Origin of the sequence: Nocardia sp. NPDC056541 (genome assembly GCF_042794235.1) — a bacterium.
GTDB lineage: Bacteria > Actinomycetota > Actinomycetes > Mycobacteriales > Mycobacteriaceae > Nocardia.
In genome coordinates, this window is sequence record NZ_JBHTUD010000014.1 from 214,119 (window position 1) to 229,981 (window position 15,863).

Sequence of the window (15,863 nt, forward strand, 5' to 3'; positions counted from 1 at the left end):
CGCCATGGGAGAGCCACGCACACTGCACGGGTCGCCGGTCGAACTCGGCCGTCGCGCGATCGGCGACGTCGAGATCAGGGAATGGGCGCAGCGCTTCGACCTGCTGTCAGACCCCGGCCGCCTGGAAATCCTGCTGTGTCTGCACCGCTCGCCCGGCATCAGCGTCGGCGAACTGGCCGCCGCGGTCGGCCGCAACGAGAACGCGATCTCCCAGGCGCTACGCGTGCTGCGGCACGAGGGGTGCGTCACCTCGAGTCGCGAAGGCCGATCGGTCACCAACCGGCTCACCGACCCGATCATCCACGAAATTCTCCACACCATCGGCGCGAAGCACTGACGTCGAGAATCCACTGCTCGCAGGATTCGGCCGCGCCGGAACCCGCCTCGGCAGGGCCGTCGCGGGGTTCCGGCGCATGGTGAATGCTTGTCGCTCAGGAGAACTCGGCGACCACCTCGTACAGGGCAGGGTTGGCGCGCGCGACCTGACGCGCCTGGTCGACCGAGGCGACGACCGTCGGGTTGAGTCCGGCGGCCTCGCAGGCCTCGGCACTGTCCCAGTGCGCGATGTTCACCAGCTGGAATCGCGAATCGGGCAGCAAGGCACGGTGCAGGCGGACATCGCGGAAACCGGGGGCGGTGCGCATGTGCGCGGCTCGTTCGCGCCACTGCGCGACGAATCCCTCGATGTCGTCGGCGGAAACCTCGATCACATTGATGAAAGTGACACCCTGGTCGGTCATGGGGAGCTCCTGTTCGGTCACGCGGCGGATCCGGGACGGACGATCATGAGAACGACCACGGCCGTCCACAGCAGGTTGTAGATACCCGCGAGCATCGACAGCACCCGCAGGCGCTTGCCGTCGTCGGGCTGGTCGAGGGCTTCGCGCTGCATCGGAACGATCTGCACGGCGAGCAGCCCGCCTGCCACCGCGGTCGTCACCATCGCGGTGGTGATCCAGATTTCGTTCATCCGGCCCTGGATCGTGGCCAGCACGATGCCGATCACCGGCACGATGATGGCGAGTTTCGCGTAGTTCCCGGTGATCCGGTGCATGGCGGCCGCGACCGGCCTGCTGCGCACCGATTCCGGATCGGGCGCGCCCGCGACCGGCGCGTACCGGGGAAAAAGACTGGTGGCGACCGCTGAGCCGCCGACGAAGACGATGCCCGCGAGTACATGCACGGACAACAAGACGTGTTCCAACTACCGACTCCCTCCGACCTTCAATGTGCTTGAAGCCTAGCTCGAGTTTCAGCCACATTGAAGGTCGGATTCGTCACGCCTCGGGTCGAGGGGGAATCGTCCCGGCGAACGCGTCGACGATCGCCGCTCCGACCCGCCGCAGAATCGGATCCGATTCCGCCCCGAACAGCTGGGTGTCCACCCGCGCCACCGCTTGACGCGCCTGCGCGAGCAGCCCCGCGCCGGCTTCCGTCAGCTCGATCGCCGACGCCGACCCCGCCCGCGCTGTCCGATCCTGCACCAATCCCGCCCCCACCAGCCCCTTTACCGCGGCGTGCACACTCTGCACGCTCGTCCCCGACATCCGCGCCAACTCGCTGAACGAGGCCCCGGGCACCCCATTGATATGCCCGAGCAACCCCAGCCGAGCCACCGTCAAATCCAGCGCCCCCAACTCGACCCCCAACGCCGCCTCCACTCGCCGCGACATCGTGATCACCAAAATGCTCGGGCTCATAGCTGGCGGTCCAGGACGCTCGTTCTCGGTGGTCACCCCCTCATTTTCCCGCACGACACCCCGATAGTCGTGTTCCGGGAGCCGTATTCACTCCGCGTCCGCGAAATAGCCTCGGGGCCCAGCGAGTTCGCTGGGCGCCTCGCCGGCTCAGGCAGGGAGGGCGGGGAGGGTTCTCGTGTGGGTGATCTCGGGGGTGACGGTGATGATGTCGCAGGCGGCGACGATGCGGTGGGGGAGGTCGGAGCCGAGGTGGGTGAGGCTGGGGGTGACGATCGCGGCGGCTTCGGTGGTGGTGACCACGTCGAGCAGGCGGCCGATCGGGTCGGCGGTGCGGTCACTGAAGACGACGGTCTTGGTGAAGCGGTAGCCCAGGCGTTCGGCTAGGGAACGGATCTGCGTTTCGTCCCAGGACTGGGCGACACCCGAGATGTCGCGGCGCAGGTAACCGATCGCCGGTGGCTTCATGGGGATGACGGTACCGGCGGACAGTGTCGTGGTTGTGAACGCGAGCGAACGCGAGTCGAATTCGAAATCTGAACGAGATCTATTTCGGATTTGGATCCGCCGGGGACCATGGCGTGATCTACTGCTCGCCACTCGGGCGTATCAGCGCCTCGACGACGTCGAGGGCGTCCGGCACGTAGTTGGAGACAGATGATGGTGGACAGAAGAGTGCAGCGCGCGGCCGTTTTCGCCGCCGCGGCGGGGCTGGCGATGACGGCGTTTCCCGGCTCGGCCGTAGCCGCTCCGGGATCGATCACCTGGGATGACGGCAACAGCCATTTCACCCGAACGGTATCGAACACCAACCCGGTGGTCGGCGACACGGTCACCGTGACCACGAAGTTCGAACGCACCGGCATCCCGGTGGAATACATCTACTCGATCAAGGACCTGCACCCGGCGTGCCTGACGCCGGTCGCGGGCTCGGCGAAGATGTCGGGTGACGCGGTCTCGATCGATACGTCGTCGTCGGACTGGATCCGCGCCGAGTTCGGCATCACCAAATACCCGGTGTACCCGAATATCTCGCCGAAGTCGCAGACCTTCGAGATCCAGTACAAGGTCGGCGTGAACTGCGCCCGCGACACCCCGCTGCCGACCTCGATGCACTACGGCGGGTCTCTCGGCGACGGCATCTACCAGGCCAAGGGACCGGCCATCACAGTGTCGGGCGACGCCGTGTCCAGCACCGCCATCACCGCGGTGTCGGGTGCGCAGGTCGGCAAGGCCGTCACGCTGGAAGCGAGCGTGACCCCGGCCGCGGCGGGCGGCACGATCCAGTTCAAGGCGGGCGACAACGTGCTCGGCGACATCCCGGTCGGCGCGAACGGCAAGGCGAGCATCGTCTGGACGCCGGGCGCCCCGGGTGCCTACAGCATCGGCGCGGCCTTCTCCGGGCGCAGCGGAGTGGCGGGTTCGTCGAGCACCGCGACGGTGACCGTGGCCGAGGTGCCGACCGACGGTGGCGGCGGTGGCGGCGGGGTCGACACGGGGTCGTTCAGCTTCTGAGTGTCACCCGGCACGGAATCGGTTGCTACCAAGCATCGTTGGCGATCAGGGCGGTCAGCAGCGTGCGAATCGCGGCGACCCGCCGTTCCGTGCCGGGCAGCTGATCGAGCGCGCATTCCGGATCGGCAGGCGGCCCGAGATGGGTACAGCCGCGCGGACAGTCCTCGATGGCACCGGCGAGGTCGGTGAACGAGGCGATCACATCGTCGGGCGTGATGTGGGCGAGGCCGAACGAACGCACGCCTGGGGTGTCGATCACCCAGCCGCCTTCGGGTAGCGGTAGCGCCACCGACTGGGTGGAGGTGTGCTTGCCCTTGCCGACGCCGGACACCTCGCCCACCGCCCGATAGGCATCGGGCACCAGACGATTCACCATCGTCGACTTGCCGACACCGGAGTGCCCGATCAGTGCGGTGAGCCGGTCGTTCAAGATCTCCAGCACCGGCTCCATCGGGTCGTCGATGCCCGCGTAGAGGATCTTCAGATCGAGACCGTCGAAGGCGGAAGCGAATTCGGATTCCGAGACCAGGTCGCGTTTGGTGAGCACCAGAATCGGTTCCAGCCCACCGGCATACGCGGCCACCATCGCCCGCTCGACGAAACCGGTGCGCGGCGGCGGATCGGCCAGCGCCACCACGATGAACAACTGCTGGGCATTGGCGACGACGATGCGTTCGAACGGATCGGTGTCGTCGGCGGTGCGGCGCAGCACGGTGCTGCGCTCGCTCACCCGCACGATCCTGGCCAGGCTGTCGGGCCTGCCGGTGAGGTCGCCGACCACGTCGACCTGATCGCCCACGACGATCGGGGTGCGGCCCAGTTCACGGGCGCGCATGGCGACGATGCGCCGGTCGGCGTCCCCGTCGAGCACGCAACCCCAGCGGCCGCGGTCGACGGCCACCACCATGGCGGGCTCGGCGTCGGCGTGCTGGGGACGGGTCTTGGTGCGGGGACGCGACGACGCCTTACCCGGGCGTACCCGGACGTCGGATTCGTCGTAGCTGGCTGAGGATCGCCCCTGGCGGCTCAGCGCGCCACTCCGTCACTGGATAACGCGGGAGCCAGCATCTGCTCCCACAGAGCGACGAAGGTCGGCAGGGTCTTGGCGGTGGTGCCGATGTCCTCGATCTCCACCCCCGGCACGCGCAGGCCCAGAATCGCGCCGGCGGTGGCCATCCGGTGATCGGCGTAGGAGTGCCACTGTCCGCCGTGCAGCGGGGTGGGCACGATCTCGAGGCCGTCCTCGGTCTCGGTGACATCGCCGCCGAGCCGATTGATCTCGGCGGAAAGTGCTGCGAGACGGTCTGTTTCGTGTCCGCGCAGGTGGGCGATGCCACGCAGTCGCGAGGGAGAATCGGCCAGTGCGGCCAGCGCGGCGACGGTGGGGGTGAGTTCGCCGACGTCGTGCAGGTCGATGTCGATGCCCGCCAGGCGTTCCGGACCGTGCACGGTGAGGATGCCGTCGAAGATGCGGGCCTCGGCGCCCATCCGGACGAGGATCTCGCGGATCACGTCACCGGGCTGGGTGGTGCCGCGCGGCCACATCGGGATGCTCACCTCGCCGCCGGTCACCGCGGCCGCCGCCAGGAACGGGGTGGCGTTGGACAGGTCGGGCTCGATGTCCCAGTCGACCGCGCGGATCGGGCCGGGCGCCACGGTCCAGGTCTGGGCGTTGCCGGAATCGGCCGGGGTCTGCACGGCCACATCGGCGCGGCGCAGCATCTCGACCGTCATCTCGATGTGCGGCATCGACGGCAGTGCCTTGCCGTCGTGGTGGACGGTGATGCCCTCGTCGAAGCGGGCGGCCGAGAGCAGCAGCCCCGACACGAACTGCGAGGAACCCGACGCGTCGATGGTGACGGTGCCGCCGCGCAGCGCGCCGGTGCCGTGTACGACGAAGGGCAGCGCGTCACCGTCGACATCGAGACCGAGCTTGCGCAGGGCGTCGAGAATGGTGGACAGCGGACGCAACTTCGCCTGCTCGTCGCCGAAGAACGCGACATCGCCCGTGGCGAGTGCGGCGGCGGGCGGCAGGAATCGCATGATGGTGCCCGCCAGCCCGCAGTCGACAGCGGCACTGCGCAGGGGCGCCGGGGTGATCTCGAGGATCTCGGCGTCGCCGGTGATCTCGGTGCCGAGGGCGCGCAGGGCCCCGATCATCAGATCGGTGTCGCGGCTGCGCAGGGCGCCGGTGAGCGTGGACGGCCCATCGGCCAGTGCGGCCAGGATGAGCGCGCGGTTGGTGATGGACTTCGATCCGGGCAGGGTCACGGTCGCGTGGACGGGGACCTCGATATGGGGCGCAGGCCAGAAACTCACGTCCCCATCTTCGCTTATGTGCGGTTCGGACGCACCGGTGGTGCGCTTTTTCGGCGTGGGGTGGCGTCGTCGGCGGCGCCTGATGTCGGTGCCCGCGCGTATCTTGACCTTTATGTGTGGACGATATGCGACGACCACGAATCCGGGCCGGTTGGCGGCCGAACTGGACGCTGTCGACGAGACGGGGCTCGACGAGCCGGACGCCGCCGTCAGCTACAACGTCGCGCCGACCACACAGGTGCTCACGGTCGTGGAGCGGCACGCGCACGGCGAACCCGACGACGATCCGCGGCTGCGGATCCGGCGGATGCGCTGGGGCCTGATCCCGCACTGGACCAAGGCGGCCGAACCCGGCGTGCCCGCCAAGGGGAAACCGCTGTTCAACGCGCGCGCCGACAAGGCGACCACCGCGCCCTCGTTCCGCGATTCGGCCAAACACAAGCGCTGTCTGGTGCCGATGGACGGCTGGTACGAGTGGCTGGTCGAGCCGTCACCGACCGGCAAGGGCAAGGCGGTGAAGCGGCCCTTCTATATGTCGCACAGTGACGGTTCCCTGCTCTATATGGCCGGGCTCTGGTCGGTCTGGCGGGACCGCAGCCTGCCCGATGCCGAGCCGCTCATGTCGTGCACGATCCTGACCACCGACGCGAGCGGCGAGCTGGCAGGCATCCACGACCGGATGCCGTTGCCGATGCCGCGCGAACACTGGGACGCCTGGCTCGACCCGGATCACCCGGCGCCCGCCGATCTGCTGCGACCGCCCTCGCAGGCGGAGCTGGCGACGATCGTGGCGCGCCCGGTCTCCACCCTGGTCAACAATGTGCGCAACAACGGGCCCGAACTCCTGGTGCCCGACGGGTCACGAGACGACAAGGCCGGGCAGACCACAGTGTTGTGATCGTGCCCGGCCTCGGGTAGCAGTTCCTCAGAGCGAGCAGGGCACCGAGTCGGTGGCGATGTTCAACCCGCACTTGATGACTCCCGTGATCAGATCGATCACCTCGGTGGCGACCCCACCGCCGAGCTTTTCGGCCTTCTCGGCCTTCTCGTCGGTCTCGGGTGCGGTCTTCGGCGAACTCTTCGGCGTGGTGCCCTGGCCGTTGAGCGGATAGTCGCCGGGCTCGGCCTGCGACGGCGGAACCACCTGCGGAACCGCGGTGGCCGGAGCTATCGCGGCAGCGCCGAAAGTGATTACCAGGGCACCGGACAGGGCGGCGATCGTCGAACGAGCGGACATTTTCGCATCACATCCTCGGGTCGAATCGGTCGTACCGGGCGCAGAATGCGTCGAAGTGATTCGGAACGAGGCGCCGACCGGATTGCCTCAGCTGGTGATCGGGGCGGTGACGGCCGCGCAGGCACGCACCAGATCCGCGGGCGCCAACTCGATTTCGAGCCCGCGTTTGCCCGCGCTGCACAGCACCCGATCCCAGTCGAGCGCGGAGGCGTCGACAACAGTGGGCAACTTCTTGCGCTGACCCAGCGGCGAAACCCCGCCCAGCACATAGCCGGTGGTGCGCTCGGCCTTGGTCTTGTCGGCCATGCTCGCCTTCGGCGCGCCGAGCGCGGCGGCCGCCGCCTTCAACGACAGCCGCGCGGGCACCGGCAGAACGGCCACCGCGAGCGTGCCGGATGAGAGTTCGATCACCAGCGTCTTGAAGATCTGCGCGGCTCGCACTCCCAGTTCCTCGCCGAGTGCGTCGACGGCCTCGTCGCCATAGGAGTCGGCGCGTGGATCGTGGGAATAGGAATGCACCGTGTGCGCGATACCGCTGAGGGCCTTGATCGCGGGAGTCGACATAAGCGGTCACCTTAATCGCGGCCACGCCCGGTCCGGCAACCAGATTTCCGCCGGTGTGGGAACACGAATGCGGGGGTGCATGTTGCACACAAGTGACAAGCCAACGCGGCCAGAGACGACGTGAAGGAGAGATAGTGACACTGCTGCTCGAGGAGCGTCCTGTCCTGCCACGGGGTGCGCGATTGCCAGTCGATTCCGTCGTGCCGGTAGATTCGGCTACTACGGCGATCGAAGGGATTGGTGTGACGAGCGACGACGACGTGGTGTCCGACGGTGCGTCCGGCACGGAAGTCGACGAAGCCGAGCTGGCGGCCCGGTTCGAGCGCGATGCGCTCCCGATGATCGACCAGCTCTACGGCGCCGCCCTGCGGATGACCAGGAACCCGGCCGATGCCGAGGACCTGGTGCAGGAGACGTTCGTGAAGGCGTTCCAGGGGTTCAAGTCGTTCCGGGAAGGCACCAATCTGCGTGCCTGGCTGTACCGGATCCTGACCAACACCTACATCAACTCCTACCGCAAGAAGCAGCGCCAGCCCGCGCAGTACCCGACCGACGAGATCACCGACTGGCAGCTGGCGGCCACCGCCGAGCACTCCTCGGTGGGTCTGCGCTCGGCCGAGGTGGAGGCGCTGGACGCCCTGCCCGACGACCAGATCAAGTCCGCGCTACAGCAGCTGCCGGAGGAATTCCGGATGGCGGTGTACTACGCCGATGTCGAAGGCTTCCCGTACAAGGAAATCGCCGACATCATGGGCACCCCCATCGGTACCGTGATGTCTCGGCTGCACCGTGGACGCAAGCAGCTCAAGGGCCTGCTCGCCGATGTGGCGCGCGAACGTGGATTCGACCGTGGGGAACGCCAGGAGGTAGTCAAGTGAGTGACGATCCCGATCTCGACATGGACTGCACCGCGGTCCTCGCGGATGTGTGGCTCATGCTCGACAACGAGTGCGATCAGGCCACTCGGCAGCGCTTGCAGGAGCACATGGACCACTGCAGCCCGTGCATCGAGGCCTATGGCATCGAGGAGAAGATCAAGGGTCTGCTCAGCCGCAAATGCGGTGGCGAGCACGCTCCCGAAGGCCTGCGCGACCGGCTGAAGCTGGAGATCCACCGGACGATCTCGGTGACCAGGATCGAGACCACCGAAGGCTGATCAGCCCGGATACGGAAACAGCACGCTCTCAGTAGCTTCTGAGAGCGTGCTGTTGTCGTCTGTGCGCAGCGGCACGACTCAAGCGTTAGGACGCTTGCCGTGGTTTGCGGCGTTGCCCTTGCGGCTGCGCTTCTTACGTCCACGCTTACCCATGGGAGCTCCCTTCTCTGTCTGGTCGAGAGCCATTGTTTCACGTGTGGTTGGCTGTAGCTTCGGCGGATACTAACGAAGGGGTGCCATGCCTGAAGAAGTGCGCGCGGAGATGGTCTCGACCGTGCTCGCTGTCGAGGTCACCGTGGGCGAACACGTCCGGGTCGACCAGACACTGGTGCTGCTGGAATCGATGAAGATGGAGATCCCGGTGCTCACCGAGGTCGAGGGCGACATCACGTCGGTCGACGTCAGCCCGGGCCAGGTTCTCCAGGCGGGCGACCTCATCGCCACCATCGCGTAACTCACCCGAGCAACGAAGCGGTAGATCCAGCGTGGCAACACTGAGCGAGCTCCTGGCCGAACACACCGACCTTCCCGGCATCGCCGTGGACCATCTGCAACGGGTGGTGGGCGATTGGCAGTTGCTCGCCGACCTCTCGTTCTCCGATCTGCTGCTGTGGGTGGGCGCGGGCCCGGTCGTCGACGGTTCCGATGTGGTGTGTGTGGCCCAGATCCGGCCCACGACCGCGCCGACCGTGCATCTCGACGACAAGGTCGACACCACCGCCTCGCGCACCGACTTCCCGCAGGTCTTCGATGCCCTGCTCAGCGGACACACGGTGCGCACCGACACCGAGGTCGAGGTGAGCGGGGTCTATCACCCGAGCCCGGTGCACGCGGTGCGCGAAGCGATTCCGGTGCGCTGCGGCGACGATGTGATCGCCGTGCTCAGCCGCGATTCCGACCTGGCGCGCTCGCGGGTCCGCAGTACCCTCGAAACGGCGTATGTGTCGTGCGCCGACGATCTGTGCCAGATGATCGCCGACGGCAGTTTCCCGACGCCCGAGGATCGGGCGGCCACGCATTCCAGCCCGCGCGCGGGCGACGGATTCATCCGGCTCGATACCGACGGCATCGTCGTCTACGCGAGCCCGAACGCGCTCTCGGCCTATCACCGGATGGGGATGCAGGCCGATCTCGTCGGCCAGGATCTCGCGGTGACCACCCGCTCGCTGATCACCGATCCGTTCGACGCCCAGGAAGTGGTGGCCGATATCCAGGCCGCGCTCGCCGGGCGAACCGGGCGCCGGATGGAGGTCGAGGCGCGCGGGGCGACGGTGCTGTTGCGCACCCTGGTGCTGCGTCCGGGCGGGAAACTGGCCGGGCCCGCGGTGCTGGTGCGCGATGTCACCGAGGTGAAGCGGCGCGATCGCGCGCTGTTGAGCAAGGACGCCACGATCCGTGAGATCCACCACCGGGTGAAGAACAATCTGCAGACCGTGGCGGCGCTGCTGCGATTGCAGGCGCGCCGCACCGAGAACCCGGAAGCCCAAGTGGCGCTGACGGAATCGGTGCGACGGGTCACCTCCATCGCCTCGGTGCACGAGATGCTGTCGATGTCGGTGGACGAGGAAGTCGACCTCGACGAGGTCATCGACCGGCTGCTGCCGATCATGGCCGATGTGGCGACGGTGCACACCGCGCGGATCAAGGTGCGCCGCGCGGGTTCGCTCGGGGTGTTCTCCGCCGAACGGGCGACGCCGCTGGTGATGGTCTTGACGGAACTGGTGCAGAACGCGATCGAGCACGCCTTCGACGCGGGGGAGAACGGTACCGTGACGATTCGCTCGGAACGGTCGGCTCGCTGGCTCGACGTGATCATCTCCGACGACGGCCGTGGCCTGCCGTCAGGGTTCAGTCTGGAAGGTTCCGACCGGTTGGGTTTGCAGATCGTGCGCACCCTGGTGACCTCGGAACTGGGTGGCTCGATCGGCTTGCATCCGGGTGCCGATGTGGGCACCGACGCGGTGTTGCGGGTTCCGCTCGGCCGCCGTTCCGGGCGCTGAGGCTACGGAAACCTCAGGTGGGCAACAATAAACCCGGCACCGTGAAGGTGCCGGGTTCTCACACATGCGTTACCGGACCGGGGCTGATGGCCCGGCAACGCCAGGTCCGTCGATTCAGACGGAGGTACGCGTACGGGTGCGCGCGTTGCGCCGCTTGAGCGCGCGACGCTCGTCTTCGCTCATTCCACCCCACACGCCGGCATCCTGTCCGGACTTGAGGGCCCATGACAGGCAATCGGCCGTGACGGGGCAGCGGGCGCAGACCAGCTTGGCATCGGCAATCTGCGCGAGCGCAGGACCACTGTTACCCACCGGGAAGAACAGTTCGGGGTCCTCATCGCGACAGATGGCCTTGTGGCGCCAGTCCATTCCTCTGCTCCTTTGCGAGGGCGCCACAAAGGGCGCCTGTAGTTAGTGGATCGTTCACTTGTGCGACTCGAATGTTTCCGCACGGTTGCTTGTGAATGCTTTCACGATCACCGTAGATGTCAATAGGTCTCCGGCGCACCGTGGGGGAGATCACGCTCTAGGCCCCCACAAGGGGAACCTGCCCGGTCCTTTGTACTCGCGTCTCCGGGTTTTCGCAGCGCAACCAGGAGATTTTTCTTGCCGTCCGGTGGTCAGGACGGCTTGGGTGCCACCACGTCGAGCACGCTGGGGACGGATGTGAAATGCACCATCTTGCGTTTTCCGATGAAGTCGCCATCGATTTGCAGGCCGATCTCCTGGCCCGTCTCGATTCGCACGGACGGCACGTCGTCGGCGCGGAAAAGTATGGGCGACTTGGGGTTTCCATTCTCGGCCAGCAACTGCCGCGCAAGCAGCAGTGTGCGGGTCACACTCATCGACCGCACCGCGAACACGCCGAGGCCCGATTCGAAGGTGGTGGTGGGATTCGTGCGAATCGGGCGGTCCTCGAGATAGGTCCACGGACTCGAATTCGTGACGAAGGCGTAATAGACCTCCTCGACCGGATCCCGTCCTGTTACCTCGAGGGTGACGCTCGGATCCTGCCGCCGAGCCCGGAAGAACTGCCGGACCGTGGTGCGCAGATAGCGCGCGGGCGTCGCCTTGCGGCCTTTGGCGCGCGCGGTGTCGATCGACTCGCACACATCGGCGTCGAGGCCGACGCCCGCGCTGAAGGTGAACCATCGGTCGTCGGCGAGGCCGAGCCCGATCCGGCGGTCGGCATCGCGCGCCAGCAGATCGATGAGCTGGTTGGTTGCTGTCACCGGATCGGGGGAGATGCCGAGCGCGCGGGCGAAGACGTTCGCCGAGCCGCCCGGGATGATCCCGAGACGTGGGCGCCACACCTGGTCGTCGCCGACCTGGGGCACCGGCAGGAAGCCGTTGATGGTCTCGTTGACCGTCCCATCGCCACCGTGCACGACGATCAGGTCCATCTCCTGCGTCGATGCCCACTGGGCCAGTTCGGCCGCGTGGCCGCGATGCTGGGTGTGCGCAACGGTCAGCTGCGTTCGGCTCTCCAAGGCGTGAGCGAGCAGATCCCGGGTGGCCGGGGTCGTCGAGGTGGCATTGGGATTGACAATGAGCAACGTCCGCACAGTGCCGAGGGTAGTGCGCGCGGGCGAACACCCGGCGCGCGCCGGGCGCCACGACACGTCGTCGTAGGCTGGGCACGTGGCAGAGCAGGACGTGACAGACGGTGACCAGCGCGAGGGCGGCGACCAGGTGTCGACCGGTATCCCGACGACAGTGCGGGTGGCCGGTGGGCTGGTTTCGCTGGAGGGGCTGGCCGGGGTGGTGACCGCGATCGTGCTGATCGTGCGGGCGCTGACCGGACACGATCAGTCCGCGGCCAGCGGGGTCGGCACCGCGATCTGGTTCGGGGTGCTGTTCGGCGGGGTGCTCGCCGCGGGCATCGGGCTGCTGCGCGGCAAACGCTGGGGGCGGGCCATCGCGGTCATCGCGAACGTGTTGCTGTTGCCGGTGGCCTGGTCGTTGCTGACCGACTCACATCAGCCGCTGTGGGGAAGCTTGCTCGGGCTCGTGGCGGTCGCCGGATTGGCCGCGCTGTTCGCCCCCGCCACGAGTCGATTCATGGCCCAGGACTACGGCGAGATCCCCGAGGACGACGAGCGTCCGTAGGTCAGGCCGTGGCCGCGCGCAGTGCCTGGCGGCACAGGTGGTCGGCTCGGCGGGTGGTCTCGGGTTGCCGGAAACCCCGCGTGAGGGCAAGTACCCGGTCGCAGGCGGTGTCGAGGTCGATGCGGTGGCCGACCGAGACGAACAGTGGCTTCACCTCGTCGCGCGTGCGCAGCGCGCGACCGACGACCTCGCCGTCGATCGTCACGTCGCTGGCGTCACCGCGGCGCGGCCCCGGCGCGCGGTATTCACCCCACACCGATTTGGCGACACCGATGGTCGGAATTCCGGTGAGCAATCCGACGTGACACGCCAATCCGAAACGCCGGGGATGCGCCACACCCTGTGCGTCACACACGAGTAGATCCGGTGTGACAGTGAGCTTTTCCAATGCGGCAACCGTTGCGGGCAGCTCCCGGAACGCGAGTAGCCCAGGTACATAAGGGAATTCCGAAATGCCGTGTGCGACTGCCGATTCCACCGTTTCCATGGTGGCGATGTCGATAATTACCGCGGCCGTCGCGACGGTGCCGTCGTCGGCATACGCCGAATCAATTCCGGCCGCCGTCGAAAATTGCGGCGGCGCGGGGTTTTCGGTGGATACCGAAGGGCGGAGTTCGTCCTGGAGGGCGATCGCCTCGTCGGGCGTTCGCGGCCAATCGTGGGGCAACGCGATGCGCACGGTTCAGCTCGCGGTGGCGGCCAGCGCCGACAGTTCGGCACCGGCGAGTCGATAGCCGATCCACTCGTCTTGCGGTGCGGCGCCCAGAGATCGGTAGAACTCGATCGACGGCGTGTTCCAGGTGAGCACCGACCACGACACCCGGCTGTAGCCGTGTTCGACCGCTTCGGCGGCCAGCGCCGCGATCAAGGCGCGGCCGAGCCCCGTACCGCGGGTCTCGGGTCGCACGTACAGGTCCTCCAGGTAGATGCCGTGCACGCCGTCCCAGGTGGAGTAGTTCAGGAACCAGATGGCACAGCCGACCACGTCACCATCGTTCTCGGCGACATGCGCGAAGAGCGCGGGGGCAGGCCCGAACAGCGCGGACCGCAACTGCTCCGGGGTGAGCGTGCACTCGGCGGGAGCCTTCTCGTACTCGGCCAGATCGTGGACGAGCCCGACCATCGCCGGCACGTCGGCGGGGGTGGCGCGGCGGACGAATGCGCTCATCGGTGGACTCCTTCGATCGGCTCGGTGCGGGTCGTCAGGTTGTGGCCCCAGATGGAGCGGGCGTCGTGGTCGAAGCCGAGCACACTCACCGCACCGGTCGACATCGCGAAGCGGCGTCCCTCACGCACCGCGAACTCCGCCCAGCGCGCGATCAGCACCCGCGAGAAGTGCCCGTGACCGACCAGGACCACGTCGCGTCGCGCCAGCTCCGGCTCCGCCCGGGCGAGTACCCGATCGGCCCTGGCGCCCACCTGTTCGGCCGTCTCCCCGCCGGGCACGGGCGCGGTCCACACCGTCCAGCCGGGGACGGTTTCGCGGATCTGCGCGGTCGTGATGCCCTCGTACTCGCCGTAGTTCCACTCGACCAGATCGTCGTCGACCTCGATCGGCGACAGACCTGCCAGTTCGGCGGTGTGTCTCGCCCGCAGCCGCGGACTGGTGAAGCACAGCGGATCGCGCAGGTCGAGGGATTTCAGCACCAGCCCGGCCGCGACGGCCTGGGTTTCGCCCAGCTCGGTCAGCGGCAAGTCGGTGAAGCTGGTGTGCTTGCGCTGACTCGACCACTCGGTTTCGCCGTGGCGCAGCAGGACCAGGCGGGCATCGGGTGTGGACATGGGTCCATCATGGCAGTGCGGGTTCAGCCGAGCGCGTAGAGCTGTCCGCCGCGGCGTTCGAAGACCGTGTTGCCCAGGACGGCGGTGGAGATGGTGTCGCCGCGGTAGTCGGTGCGTGCGAGCGGGATCTGGGCGACGGTCGCGCCGTTGCCGCTGTCCACCGCGAGCTGCCCGTCGGGGACCGGGACCAGCAGCCTGCCCGCCATCAGGGCGGGGGTGCCGAGTGCGTCGCGCACCGTCCAGACCGGCTGTAATGAGCTGGAGCTCAAGGCGATCAGGCTGTTGCCGGTGAAGACGTAGATGGCCGAGCCGAGGCGGGTCACCGTGGTGCGCTCGTCCCACGGGGCGGCGAGCTGGTAGGTCGCGATCTCGTTGCCGGTGCCGTCGTGCACGGCGATCCTGGCCGGCAGCCCGAGGCCGGTGGCGGTCGCGGGCGTCGGCGGGTAGTAGACCGCGATCTTGTTGTCCGACACCGCGATCACCCGCATCTGCGGCGCGTCGGCACCCGGTGCGGTGAGCACCCGCGAGCCGTATTCCTCGGGGGCGGTCGATTCCTTCGGCGCCGGATTGAGCACGGTCAGCCGGTCGGTCGCGTCACCCGGGCAGCGCTCGAGCACGGCCAGCCGCGAGGAACTCGACGCGGCCGACCGCAGGGCACATCCGTTGCGCGGCTGGGTGTTCGGATTCACCGGGGCATCCACGTAGCCGTACTCGAGCGTGCGTACCAGATCCGAACGCCACATCTCCAGCCGGTTCGCGCCGAGCGCCAGCAGGTAGGTGCCGTCACCGCTGACACGGATCTCGTCGTCCATGTAGCTGCTGCGCGCGACCCGGCGCGCACCGGTATCGGCCTCGAGCATCACGGACTGGCTGCACCCACGCTGATCGCGATAGGTCGCGATCACGGTCCCGAACTGCGACTCGACCCCGCACAGCGGCATATCCCGGCGATACCACCACAGCTGATTGCCGGTGAGCGGATCGCGCCCACTCACGGTGCCGTGATCGCCGGTCACCACCACATTGCCCGACGTGAGCGCGCGCCTGCTCGACTCGTCGGCGGCGTGCCACTGCTCGCGCAAGGTGGTGGGCAGCTGGGTGGCCGCGGTGACCGTGGGGGCGGGGGAGGCCGCCGTCACCGAATCCGTTCCGGTGGCATCGGCGCGCGCCCATACGACGAACGCCGCCACCACGAGGGTGACGGCGATCGCGACTGCTACGAAGATATCGGCGCGCGTCCGCCGTTCGGGTGCGAGCACGAAGGCGACACTAGCCGATCGGCATCACTGGGCCGAGTTCGCCGTCGTGTGCGGCGGAGACGGGTTCTGGGGTGGGATTCGGGCTTCGGTAGTCCCAGGTCGGTTTGACGCTGTGTTTGTTGGCGCGCTGGCGCGCGCGTGTCCGCGGCCCTGAGGGGCCGCCGGTCAGGCACCGGGGCTTGCTCCTTCGTCGCCTACGCCCCGGCGCCCTGTCTCTTATACACA

At 67.7% G+C, this 15,863-nt stretch carries 23 protein-coding genes; 8 read left to right on the plus strand and 15 right to left on the minus strand.

The features are described 5' to 3' along the window. Positions 1-4: 4 nt before the first annotated feature. Positions 5-337 (plus strand): ArsR/SmtB family transcription factor, encoded by a 333-nt coding sequence (locus ACFQ9R_RS24640; protein WP_378632642.1) that lies wholly within the window; start codon positions 5-7, stop codon positions 335-337. A 94-nt stretch (positions 338-431) separates the two neighbouring features. Here the strand turns inward: ACFQ9R_RS24640 and ACFQ9R_RS24645 are convergent, their stop codons facing one another. The 4 genes from ACFQ9R_RS24645 to ACFQ9R_RS24660 form a co-directional block, all read right to left on the minus strand. After that, positions 432-740, minus strand: a complete 309-nt coding sequence (locus ACFQ9R_RS24645; protein ID WP_378993548.1) for an antibiotic biosynthesis monooxygenase family protein — start codon at positions 738-740, stop codon at positions 432-434. A gap of 17 nt (positions 741-757) precedes the next feature. Then, complete coding sequence (locus ACFQ9R_RS24650) at positions 758-1,204, minus strand: hypothetical protein (protein WP_378993549.1); 447 nt, start codon at positions 1,202-1,204, stop codon at positions 758-760. Between the two features lie 73 nt (positions 1,205-1,277). Next, positions 1,278-1,700, minus strand: coding sequence for a MarR family winged helix-turn-helix transcriptional regulator (locus ACFQ9R_RS24655; protein ID WP_378993550.1), 423 nt, complete (start codon positions 1,698-1,700; stop codon positions 1,278-1,280). Positions 1,701-1,847: 147 nt separating this feature from the next. Next, a complete protein-coding gene (locus tag ACFQ9R_RS24660) occupies positions 1,848-2,165 on the minus strand; it encodes a hypothetical protein (RefSeq protein ID WP_101466068.1) in 318 nt (105 codons plus the stop codon). Between the two features lie 192 nt (positions 2,166-2,357). On the opposite strand from ACFQ9R_RS24660, the gene ACFQ9R_RS24665 reads away from it, so the two are divergent. Further along, on the plus strand, positions 2,358-3,212 hold the full coding sequence (locus ACFQ9R_RS24665; protein ID WP_378993551.1) for an Ig-like domain-containing protein: 855 nt from the start codon (positions 2,358-2,360) through the stop codon (positions 3,210-3,212). A gap of 25 nt (positions 3,213-3,237) precedes the next feature. On the opposite strand, the gene rsgA is transcribed toward ACFQ9R_RS24665, so the two are convergent. Together rsgA and aroA are read right to left on the minus strand one after the other, a co-directional pair. Then, positions 3,238-4,119, minus strand: coding sequence for a ribosome small subunit-dependent GTPase A (rsgA, locus tag ACFQ9R_RS24670; protein WP_378993552.1), 882 nt, complete (start codon positions 4,117-4,119; stop codon positions 3,238-3,240). A gap of 119 nt (positions 4,120-4,238) precedes the next feature. Then, positions 4,239-5,531: a 3-phosphoshikimate 1-carboxyvinyltransferase gene (aroA, locus tag ACFQ9R_RS24675; protein WP_378993553.1), complete on the minus strand. Its 1,293-nt coding sequence runs from the start codon at positions 5,529-5,531 to the stop codon at positions 4,239-4,241. Positions 5,532-5,643: 112 nt separating this feature from the next. Between aroA and ACFQ9R_RS24680 the strand changes: the two genes are divergently transcribed. After that, on the plus strand, positions 5,644-6,429 hold the full coding sequence (locus tag ACFQ9R_RS24680) for an SOS response-associated peptidase (protein WP_378993554.1): 786 nt from the start codon (positions 5,644-5,646) through the stop codon (positions 6,427-6,429). A 27-nt stretch (positions 6,430-6,456) separates the two neighbouring features. Here ACFQ9R_RS24680 and ACFQ9R_RS24685 read toward each other — a convergent pair whose 3' ends face one another. Both ACFQ9R_RS24685 and ybaK read right to left on the minus strand, forming a co-directional pair. Then, positions 6,457-6,768, minus strand: a complete 312-nt coding sequence (locus ACFQ9R_RS24685; protein WP_378993555.1) for a hypothetical protein — start codon at positions 6,766-6,768, stop codon at positions 6,457-6,459. Between the two features lie 87 nt (positions 6,769-6,855). Then, positions 6,856-7,332 (minus strand): Cys-tRNA(Pro) deacylase, encoded by a 477-nt coding sequence (ybaK, locus tag ACFQ9R_RS24690; RefSeq protein ID WP_378993556.1) that lies wholly within the window; start codon positions 7,330-7,332, stop codon positions 6,856-6,858. Positions 7,333-7,496: 164 nt separating this feature from the next. Here ybaK and ACFQ9R_RS24695 point away from each other — a divergent pair, with 164 nt between their 5' ends. Both ACFQ9R_RS24695 and rsrA read left to right on the plus strand, forming a co-directional pair. Then, on the plus strand, positions 7,497-8,210 hold the full coding sequence (locus ACFQ9R_RS24695; RefSeq protein ID WP_378993574.1) for a sigma-70 family RNA polymerase sigma factor: 714 nt from the start codon (positions 7,497-7,499) through the stop codon (positions 8,208-8,210). A 20-nt stretch (positions 8,211-8,230) separates the two neighbouring features. Next, complete coding sequence (gene rsrA, locus ACFQ9R_RS24700; protein WP_378993575.1) at positions 8,231-8,488, plus strand: mycothiol system anti-sigma-R factor; 258 nt, start codon at positions 8,231-8,233, stop codon at positions 8,486-8,488. 78 nt (positions 8,489-8,566) lie between these two features. Here rsrA and ACFQ9R_RS24705 read toward each other — a convergent pair whose 3' ends face one another. Next, the gene (locus tag ACFQ9R_RS24705; protein WP_022597109.1) at positions 8,567-8,641 is read right to left on the minus strand and encodes a 50S ribosomal protein bL37; all 75 of its coding nucleotides are present in this window, start codon (positions 8,639-8,641) and stop codon (positions 8,567-8,569) included. A gap of 85 nt (positions 8,642-8,726) precedes the next feature. On the opposite strand from ACFQ9R_RS24705, the gene ACFQ9R_RS24710 reads away from it, so the two are divergent. Next, positions 8,727-8,942, plus strand: coding sequence for a biotin/lipoyl-binding carrier protein (locus ACFQ9R_RS24710; RefSeq protein ID WP_378632681.1), 216 nt, complete (start codon positions 8,727-8,729; stop codon positions 8,940-8,942). A gap of 31 nt (positions 8,943-8,973) precedes the next feature. Next, a complete protein-coding gene (locus ACFQ9R_RS24715; RefSeq protein ID WP_378993557.1) occupies positions 8,974-10,488 on the plus strand; it encodes a sensor histidine kinase in 1,515 nt (504 codons plus the stop codon). A 114-nt stretch (positions 10,489-10,602) separates the two neighbouring features. Here ACFQ9R_RS24715 and ACFQ9R_RS24720 read toward each other — a convergent pair whose 3' ends face one another. Both ACFQ9R_RS24720 and ACFQ9R_RS24725 read right to left on the minus strand, forming a co-directional pair. Next, positions 10,603-10,857, minus strand: coding sequence for a WhiB family transcriptional regulator (locus ACFQ9R_RS24720; RefSeq protein WP_022567051.1), 255 nt, complete (start codon positions 10,855-10,857; stop codon positions 10,603-10,605). 251 nt (positions 10,858-11,108) lie between these two features. Next, entirely contained in the window at positions 11,109-12,053 is a 945-nt protein-coding gene (locus tag ACFQ9R_RS24725; protein ID WP_378632685.1) for a diacylglycerol/lipid kinase family protein, read from the minus strand. Positions 12,054-12,192: 139 nt separating this feature from the next. Between ACFQ9R_RS24725 and ACFQ9R_RS24730 the strand changes: the two genes are divergently transcribed. Further along, positions 12,193-12,597 carry a hypothetical protein gene (locus tag ACFQ9R_RS24730; protein ID WP_378652422.1) on the plus strand — a complete coding sequence of 135 codons (405 nt, stop codon included), beginning with the start codon at positions 12,193-12,195 and terminating at the stop codon, positions 12,595-12,597. A 1-nt stretch (position 12,598) separates the two neighbouring features. Here the strand turns inward: ACFQ9R_RS24730 and ACFQ9R_RS24735 are convergent, their stop codons facing one another. From ACFQ9R_RS24735 to ACFQ9R_RS24750, 4 genes are read right to left on the minus strand one after another with little or no spacing between them, the layout of a single operon-like run. Then, on the minus strand, positions 12,599-13,276 hold the full coding sequence (locus ACFQ9R_RS24735) for an endonuclease V (protein ID WP_378993558.1): 678 nt from the start codon (positions 13,274-13,276) through the stop codon (positions 12,599-12,601). A gap of 3 nt (positions 13,277-13,279) precedes the next feature. Further along, positions 13,280-13,765, minus strand: a complete 486-nt coding sequence (locus ACFQ9R_RS24740) for a GNAT family N-acetyltransferase (RefSeq protein WP_378993559.1) — start codon at positions 13,763-13,765, stop codon at positions 13,280-13,282. Beyond that, positions 13,762-14,379: an acid phosphatase gene (locus ACFQ9R_RS24745; RefSeq protein ID WP_378993560.1), complete on the minus strand. Its 618-nt coding sequence runs from the start codon at positions 14,377-14,379 to the stop codon at positions 13,762-13,764. Before ACFQ9R_RS24745 ends, ACFQ9R_RS24740 begins: the two co-directional genes overlap by 4 nt. A 23-nt stretch (positions 14,380-14,402) precedes the next feature. Further along, entirely contained in the window at positions 14,403-15,638 is a 1,236-nt protein-coding gene (locus tag ACFQ9R_RS24750) for a hypothetical protein (RefSeq protein ID WP_378993561.1), read from the minus strand. Positions 15,639-15,863 lie beyond the last annotated feature (225 nt).

Excerpts from the sequence above, each read along its gene's own strand:
- ACFQ9R_RS24640 (WP_378632642.1), top strand. The coding sequence starts at position 5 with ATGGGAGAGCCACGCACACTGCACGGGTCGCCGGTCGAACTCGGCCGT.
- ACFQ9R_RS24645 (WP_378993548.1), bottom strand. The coding sequence starts at position 740 with ATGACCGACCAGGGTGTCACTTTCATCAATGTGATCGAGGTTTCCGCC.
- ACFQ9R_RS24655 (WP_378993550.1), bottom strand. The coding sequence starts at position 1,700 with ATGAGCCCGAGCATTTTGGTGATCACGATGTCGCGGCGAGTGGAGGCG.
- ACFQ9R_RS24660 (WP_101466068.1), bottom strand. The coding sequence starts at position 2,165 with ATGAAGCCACCGGCGATCGGTTACCTGCGCCGCGACATCTCGGGTGTC.
- ACFQ9R_RS24665 (WP_378993551.1), top strand. The coding sequence starts at position 2,358 with ATGGTGGACAGAAGAGTGCAGCGCGCGGCCGTTTTCGCCGCCGCGGCG.
- rsgA (WP_378993552.1), bottom strand. The coding sequence starts at position 4,119 with ATGGTGGTGGCCGTCGACCGCGGCCGCTGGGGTTGCGTGCTCGACGGG.
- ACFQ9R_RS24680 (WP_378993554.1), top strand. The coding sequence starts at position 5,644 with ATGTGTGGACGATATGCGACGACCACGAATCCGGGCCGGTTGGCGGCC.
- ACFQ9R_RS24685 (WP_378993555.1), bottom strand. The coding sequence starts at position 6,768 with ATGTCCGCTCGTTCGACGATCGCCGCCCTGTCCGGTGCCCTGGTAATC.
- ybaK (WP_378993556.1), bottom strand. The coding sequence starts at position 7,332 with ATGTCGACTCCCGCGATCAAGGCCCTCAGCGGTATCGCGCACACGGTG.
- rsrA (WP_378993575.1), top strand. The coding sequence starts at position 8,231 with ATGGACTGCACCGCGGTCCTCGCGGATGTGTGGCTCATGCTCGACAAC.
- ACFQ9R_RS24710 (WP_378632681.1), top strand. The coding sequence starts at position 8,727 with ATGCCTGAAGAAGTGCGCGCGGAGATGGTCTCGACCGTGCTCGCTGTC.
- ACFQ9R_RS24720 (WP_022567051.1), bottom strand. The coding sequence starts at position 10,857 with ATGGACTGGCGCCACAAGGCCATCTGTCGCGATGAGGACCCCGAACTG.
- ACFQ9R_RS24740 (WP_378993559.1), bottom strand. The coding sequence starts at position 13,765 with ATGAGCGCATTCGTCCGCCGCGCCACCCCCGCCGACGTGCCGGCGATG.
- ACFQ9R_RS24745 (WP_378993560.1), bottom strand. The coding sequence starts at position 14,379 with ATGTCCACACCCGATGCCCGCCTGGTCCTGCTGCGCCACGGCGAAACC.